This window comes from Listeria rocourtiae FSL F6-920, from assembly GCF_000525975.1.
In the GTDB taxonomy this organism is placed as follows: Bacteria; Bacillota; Bacilli; order Lactobacillales; family Listeriaceae; genus Listeria_A; species Listeria_A rocourtiae.
The window spans coordinates 23,039-29,289 of record NZ_AODK01000028.1; the positions used below are offsets into that span (position 1 = coordinate 23,039).

Below are 6,251 nucleotides of genomic sequence, written 5' to 3' on the forward strand. Positions count from 1 at the left end.
GATTAGCTACTTTTTTTCGTTAAATTTACTGGCTTTTCAGCAATCACAGCATCATAAAATTTGGTGATGGCATTTGCATCTACCCAGCCAAGAAGTTGACCGTTCGAGCTGATTTGGTAGTATAGACCACCAGTTGTTTTTGCTTCACGCAAGATGCGGAGCTTTTTACCACTGTAATTAGAAAGTGGTGCAATCTTAGAATTAACGCCATACGTATTTGGAACTATTTTCCAAATATATTGATTGGCAGTCGTTTTTGTTTTGCCATATGCAGTTAATGTTTTGTCGTATACGGGTTGGTCGTAGTTGGTTGGCGTAACGCTTACTGCGCGTACCCAGCCAATTGACTCAGCCCCATTTATTAATCGATACCAAAGTGTTCCATTCAGCGTGATTTGTTTGTGCACTGTTAATTTTAAGTTCAGATAGTTTGTTAAATCGCCACGTCTAGTAGAGCTGTCAACTACTGGGAAGTAATAAACGGAATCTTTTGGCAGTGCGACATAACGCGGTAAATTCGCTGTTTGTTCCATGCTCGGCGTATAAAATATTGAAACAGCCTTACTATCTACCCAACCTATTGTTTTGCCATCGATGGCAAATTGGTACCAGATACCTTTACTTGTTTTTGCTTCACGAATTAGTTTTAAATTTTTGCCGTTGTAGCTAGAAAGCGGATTGACCACTTTAGCACCGAGTGTTCCATTCGGTACAGTCCAGACATTGTTTCCAGTCGCAGTTTTGACACTAGCGTATGTTGTAGCACCCATTGTTTTATCATAAATAATTTGATCATAAACTGTGCTTGTAAGACTGGATGCACGAACCCAACCGACAGCCTCTGAGCCATTCATTAGTCGGTACCACAATGTCCCATTTAGCGTGATTTGCTTGTGTGCAAGTAATGGCTTATTCGTATAGGAAGCTAATGTTCCTTTACGCATCGAACTATCGATTACGGGGAAATAATAAACAGATTCAGTTGGGACGTTGACGTAGCGAGTTAGATTAGCTGTTTGCTCCATGCTAGGTGTATAGAATGTAGCGACCGCTTTATTCTCGACCCAGCCAATCGTTCTTCCATCAATGCTAAACTGATACCATGTGCCACTTTGGGTTTTTGCTTCGCGTAACAGTTTTAAATTTTTACCAGTGTACGCAGAAAGTGGATTTACTTCGCTTGATCCGGCTGTATTAAAGGGAGCGGACCAAACAGTATTTCCAGCGGCACTTTTAACTTGCGCATAGGTGGTAGCGGCAAATGGTACATTAGACAAAATGGTATCTTTACTCATCGCGTTGTACTTCTCAGTCACTAACGCCAAGAATTCATTGTAGCTATAGCCCCATTTGTTAAAATAACCAATTGGATCGGTATGCGTTGTACCACCGAGATATTTGCTGACTGCATTATGCGTCCAAACCGTTCCCACACCATCTGTTTCAGCGCTATCAATTGGTAACTTGTACTTATCTAAGATGTAGGCCGTATAATAGGCGTAATTATTAATAGAACGAGCAAATTCATCAAATGTTTTGTGCTCAACCAATTCATATTGAACAAAACGTGCATTGGCAAAACGACCTGCTCCCCAAACTCCGTAATCTGTTGGATGAATATTAATAATATTGCCTTTATCCACGAAGCTATGCACAAAAGCATTTTCCCAATTACGGCTCATATAGTCAATTTCGTTTTGAATCGTTGAATTCGGATTCGCTGTTTCATGTAAAACAACACCTTCTGGCTTGCCATAGCCATTGCGATAGTTGAATTTCTCGAATTGTGATTGAATTTGACTACTCAATTTAGCGTGGGTAAAATTATTTGATTTGATGTAGTTATTTACGTTTGGATAAGTTGCTCTTGCGTTTAAAGCTCTGTTACGATCAGGAATTGGTGCGTCTGGATCTTCATCAGCGTGTAAATCTCCAGTGAATGTACCCTCTCGTTCTGCTTTAGGTACATAAATTGAGTCGTCACCAATCGTTTGCGATCCATCTTTTGCTGTGACTGCGCTAGTATCAGCAGGTTCTTCATCAGCTAGGACTGATATCGGTAATACAACAGTGGTTAGGCCGACCGTCACAATAACTGATTTTAATAAAGTCTTCAATTTTTCATCTCCATTCCAAGTCTCCTTTTAGTAATAAAAATACATGGTATAAAATTAGATATTCCCAGTTCGTTCTAGATGTAAGAATACTTTCATTATGGAGAAAAACAAGAAGAGAGTCAACAGGCTTTCCCTATTTAGGGGTTAATTTGAGCGAATATAACTAGATATTATGATTAGAATACTCTCTTAATAGCAGTTATTTTAGGAGATTTACCTTAAAAATTGACAAATTGCTTACAATTGTATGTCTAAATTGCGTCAAAAGAATAATTTGAAAGAAATATATCACTTTAAAAGCCCCATATGTGCTTTATTTAAAGAAATAGAATAATAACGTATGATTTTTTGACAAAAATGATTTGTCCTGAGGCAACCAGTTTGACAATGAAGGTGGAAAATAAGAAACTAAGACTATCACTGCACGAGAGAAGGGGAAATAGTTGTTAAAGCGAATGTTGATCATATATAATCCAGTGGCTGGGCAACGCAAGTTTCACAAATTAATGCCAGTTGCAGAACAAATTTTAGAAGATGCGGGTTTTGATGTTACCTTAATTCCGACGACAGAACAAGTAAAGAGTGCGACTAAAATCGCAAAGCAAGGCGTATTAGATGGATTTGAAATCATTGTAGCGGCAGGCGGAGATGGTACGGTAAATGATGTTATCAACGGTCTAATGCAGGCGCCATCACAGCCTAGTTTTGGCGTATTGCCGGTTGGAACGACGAACGATTTTGCGCGAGCCCTCGGAATGGCTAAAGACCCCATTGAAGCACTACACATCATTGCTTCAGGTAAAGCAGTAAAAGTCGATGTCGGCCGAGCAAACGATGAATATTTTATCAATAACGCAGCCGGTGGAAAAATAACCGAGATTACGTATGCGGTTAAAGAATCGATGAAAAATAAAATTGGACGGCTTGCTTACCTGGTAAGTGGCATAAAGCTGTTACCGAAGTTAGCACCTAAGCAGGTCAAAATAACGCATGATAACGGTGTATTTGAAGGTAAAATTTTATTATTATTTGCTACACTGACAAACAGCGTCGGTGGTATGGAAAAACTATGCCCGCCGGCAATACTAAATGATGGTTATATGGATTTGCTTATTTTAAAGAAAGTTTCTCCCGCAAAACTGCTGAAATTGCTTGCCGCCATTAAAAATGGTTCTCATCTGCAAAGTCAGGATGTGGTGTACGTCAGAACAAAGCAAGCACAAATCGAATGCGATACAAGCTTAAATATCAGTTATGATGGCGTGTACGGAGGGGAAACACCGTATAAATTGGAAGTTTTACCTGAGAAGTTAGTAATTTTAGCAGATGTAACACGAATCCAGCATCGTTTGCAGAAATAAAACGATTACATCAAAATTATCAACCTTCACTGTGGTAAACTACTCACAAATCTGGTATTATAACAATGTTAGGAAAAATAGCGCTCGTTATTTTTCACAGCAGAAAATCAAATTGTGTAAGAGTCTGAAGCAAACTCGAACGAAGTCGAAGAACACTGATTCCTTCTCTTTTTGGAGGAAGTACATTAGGCTTACATAAATCGAGCGAAAGTTTGCTATCGATTTGCTCGTGGTATGCGTAAGATCTCTTATATTCCTGAGGAGGAAAATGTATTATGCCTATCGTTAGTATGACTGAAATGTTGAACAAAGCGTTAGCTGGTAAATATGCTGTAGGTCAATTCAACATCAATAACCTTGAATGGACTCGCGCTATTTTAGAAGCTGCAGAGCAAGAAAAATCCCCTGTAATCCTTGGTGTTTCTGAAGGAGCAGCAAAATACATGGGTGGATTTACGACAGTAGTTAAAATGACTGAAGGACTTATGCATGACCTAAAAATCACTGTACCAGTTGCAATTCACTTGGATCATGGTTCATCTTTTGATTCTTGTAAAGCTGCTATTGATGCAGGATTCTCATCTGTTATGATTGATGGTTCTCATCACCCAATCGATGAAAACGTTGAAATGACTAAAAAAGTTGTTGACTACGCTCATTCAAAAGGTGTTTCTGTTGAAGCAGAGGTTGGAACTGTTGGTGGAGAAGAAGACGGCGTGACTGGCGGAATCAACTATGCTGATCCTGCTGAATGTCTACGCATTGTAAAAGAAGCTAACATTGATGCACTTGCTGCAGCATTAGGTTCTGTACACGGTCCTTACCACGGTGAGCCAGTTCTTGGATTCAAAGAAATGGAAGAGATTTCGAAATTAACAGGTGCTCCTCTAGTACTACACGGTGGATCTGGAATTCCTGAACACCAAATCAAACAAGCAATCGAACATGGTCACAGCAAAATCAACGTTAACACGGAGTGCCAAATCGTTTGGACTGCCGCTGTTCGCGAAAAATTAGCTACAGACGATAAAGTTTACGACCCACGTAAAGTTATCGGACCTGGTAAAGACGCGATTGTGAAAACAGTTGTTGCGAAGATCCAAGAATTTGGTTCAAACGGCAAAGCATAATTTTATATGTAATATTAGACAACGAGCCGAGATTTCGGCTCGTTGTGTTTGTTGGTACCGTTATGAATGAAATGAATTACAGTACCAATATGCATGCGACCAAAGAGAGCACGTAATCCCCCAAGCTGTTAACCACTGCGTCCCGAATCACGAATAGACAACCGAAAAAAATAGTAGATGGTGCCCCTCCAAAGACATACCATAAGTCCGATACCCTGATCTTCCATTTTTCGATAAGTTTAAAAGAAAACGCATACAATAAGTGAGGTGTGATGATTGACAGATAAATTTTTAATTATTGGCGGTGGAATTGCAGGCTTAATGACTGGAATTGCCCTCCAACAAGCAGGTTTTCAAGTAGAAATTTTTGAGAAAGTGGATGAAGTAACGCGAGTAGGGGCTGGGATTACGGTGGCACCAAATGGGATTGCAGCGCTTGAACAGTTGGGGTTAGCAGAACAGGTGAAAGCATTAGGAAATGTTAGTTCTCAAGGGATTGCAATCATGGATGAGACTGGGAAACCAATCACCAAATTAGCAGATAAAAAACATGCATTCCCGATTTATGCGATACATAGAGCCGATTTACGGGCTGTTTTATTAGCTGCTTTAGAAGAAGGTACTCTTAAACAGGGGCAAAAATGTGATCATATAACGCAGAACAATTCAGGTGTAGTGTTGCAAATGAATGATGGATCCGAAGCTATCGGGGATTATGTGATTGTCGCCGATGGTATTCACTCTACTTTGCGAGATAGTATTTTTGGTAAGCAATCGCTACGCTATGCCAATTATACATGTTGGCGTGGCATCGCTGAAAGCTGGTCGAACGATGCTGATAGTAATTCATTCACAGAAACTTGGGGAACAAAAGGTAGAATTGGAATTGTCCCACTGTCAAATAAGGAGACATATTGGTTCGCGGTAATCGCTGCACCGGAAAATAGTATCGCACATCAAACATACGAGCTAACCAATTTAGTGGAACGCTTTGGAGTATATCATCAGCCAATTTGTGACGTGCTAGAGGCCACGAACCCAGATAAAGTTATACGCGGTGACATATATGATTTAGAACCTATGAAAAGTTTTGTGAGAGGACGTGTTGTATTGGTAGGCGATGCAGCTCATGCCATGACTCCAAATCTTGGACAAGGTGGTTGTCAGGCGATGGAAGATGCAATCATTTTGCGAAACTGTTTGCAAAAAATGGCTACTGCAGAAGAAGCATTTGAGACCTACAGTAAAGTTAGAGTTGGGAGAACAAAGAAAATTATAGAACGATCTCGGTTAATTGGCAAAATTGGACAGCTAGAAGCACCGTTTATTTGTAGGTTAAGGAATATGATGATGCGTCTGGCACCAGCCTCGTCACAACGAAAGCAATTGTCTTACCTATATGATGTTGAGCTATTTTGTTGAGGCTCTTAAGAAGCGAACTGTGCTGAATTAGAGCCTCAATATGCATGAGAACGAAGTGAGCATGTAATCCATCAGTGGCTCTTAAGCGCAGAACAGGGAATAACTGGAATCAAATAAGAAGCAGTGCACATGAGAGCCTCAATATGCATGAGAACGAAGTGAGCATGTAATCCATCAGTGGCTCTTAAGTGCAGAACAGGGAATAACTGGAATCAAATAAG

Annotated in this window: 4 protein-coding genes; 3 read left to right on the forward strand and 1 reads right to left on the reverse strand. The window is 40.0% G+C overall.

The annotated features are described in order from the left end of the window. Positions 1-2 precede the first annotated feature (2 nt). Positions 3-2,117 carry a GW domain-containing glycosaminoglycan-binding protein gene (locus PROCOU_RS10070; RefSeq protein WP_149023658.1) on the reverse strand — a complete coding sequence of 705 codons (2,115 nt, stop codon included), beginning with the start codon at positions 2,115-2,117 and terminating at the stop codon, positions 3-5. A 443-nt stretch (positions 2,118-2,560) separates the two neighbouring features. Between PROCOU_RS10070 and PROCOU_RS10075 the strand changes: the two genes are divergently transcribed. The 3 genes from PROCOU_RS10075 to PROCOU_RS10085 all read left to right on the forward strand — a co-directional run bounded on the left by PROCOU_RS10075 (position 2,561) and on the right by PROCOU_RS10085 (position 6,030). Then, positions 2,561-3,478, forward strand: a complete 918-nt coding sequence (locus PROCOU_RS10075; protein WP_036072111.1) for a diacylglycerol kinase — start codon at positions 2,561-2,563, stop codon at positions 3,476-3,478. 275 nt (positions 3,479-3,753) lie between these two features. Further along, positions 3,754-4,608 carry a class II fructose-1,6-bisphosphate aldolase gene (gene fba / locus PROCOU_RS10080; RefSeq protein ID WP_036072113.1) on the forward strand — a complete coding sequence of 285 codons (855 nt, stop codon included), beginning with the start codon at positions 3,754-3,756 and terminating at the stop codon, positions 4,606-4,608. A gap of 276 nt (positions 4,609-4,884) precedes the next feature. Continuing rightward, positions 4,885-6,030 carry an FAD-dependent monooxygenase gene (locus PROCOU_RS10085; protein ID WP_036072115.1) on the forward strand — a complete coding sequence of 382 codons (1,146 nt, stop codon included), beginning with the start codon at positions 4,885-4,887 and terminating at the stop codon, positions 6,028-6,030. Positions 6,031-6,251: the final 221 nt, after the last annotated feature.

Coding starts and splice junctions, on each gene's coding strand:
- fba (WP_036072113.1), top strand. CDS start 3,754: ATGCCTATCGTTAGTATGACTGAAATGTTGAACAAAGCGTTAGCTGGT.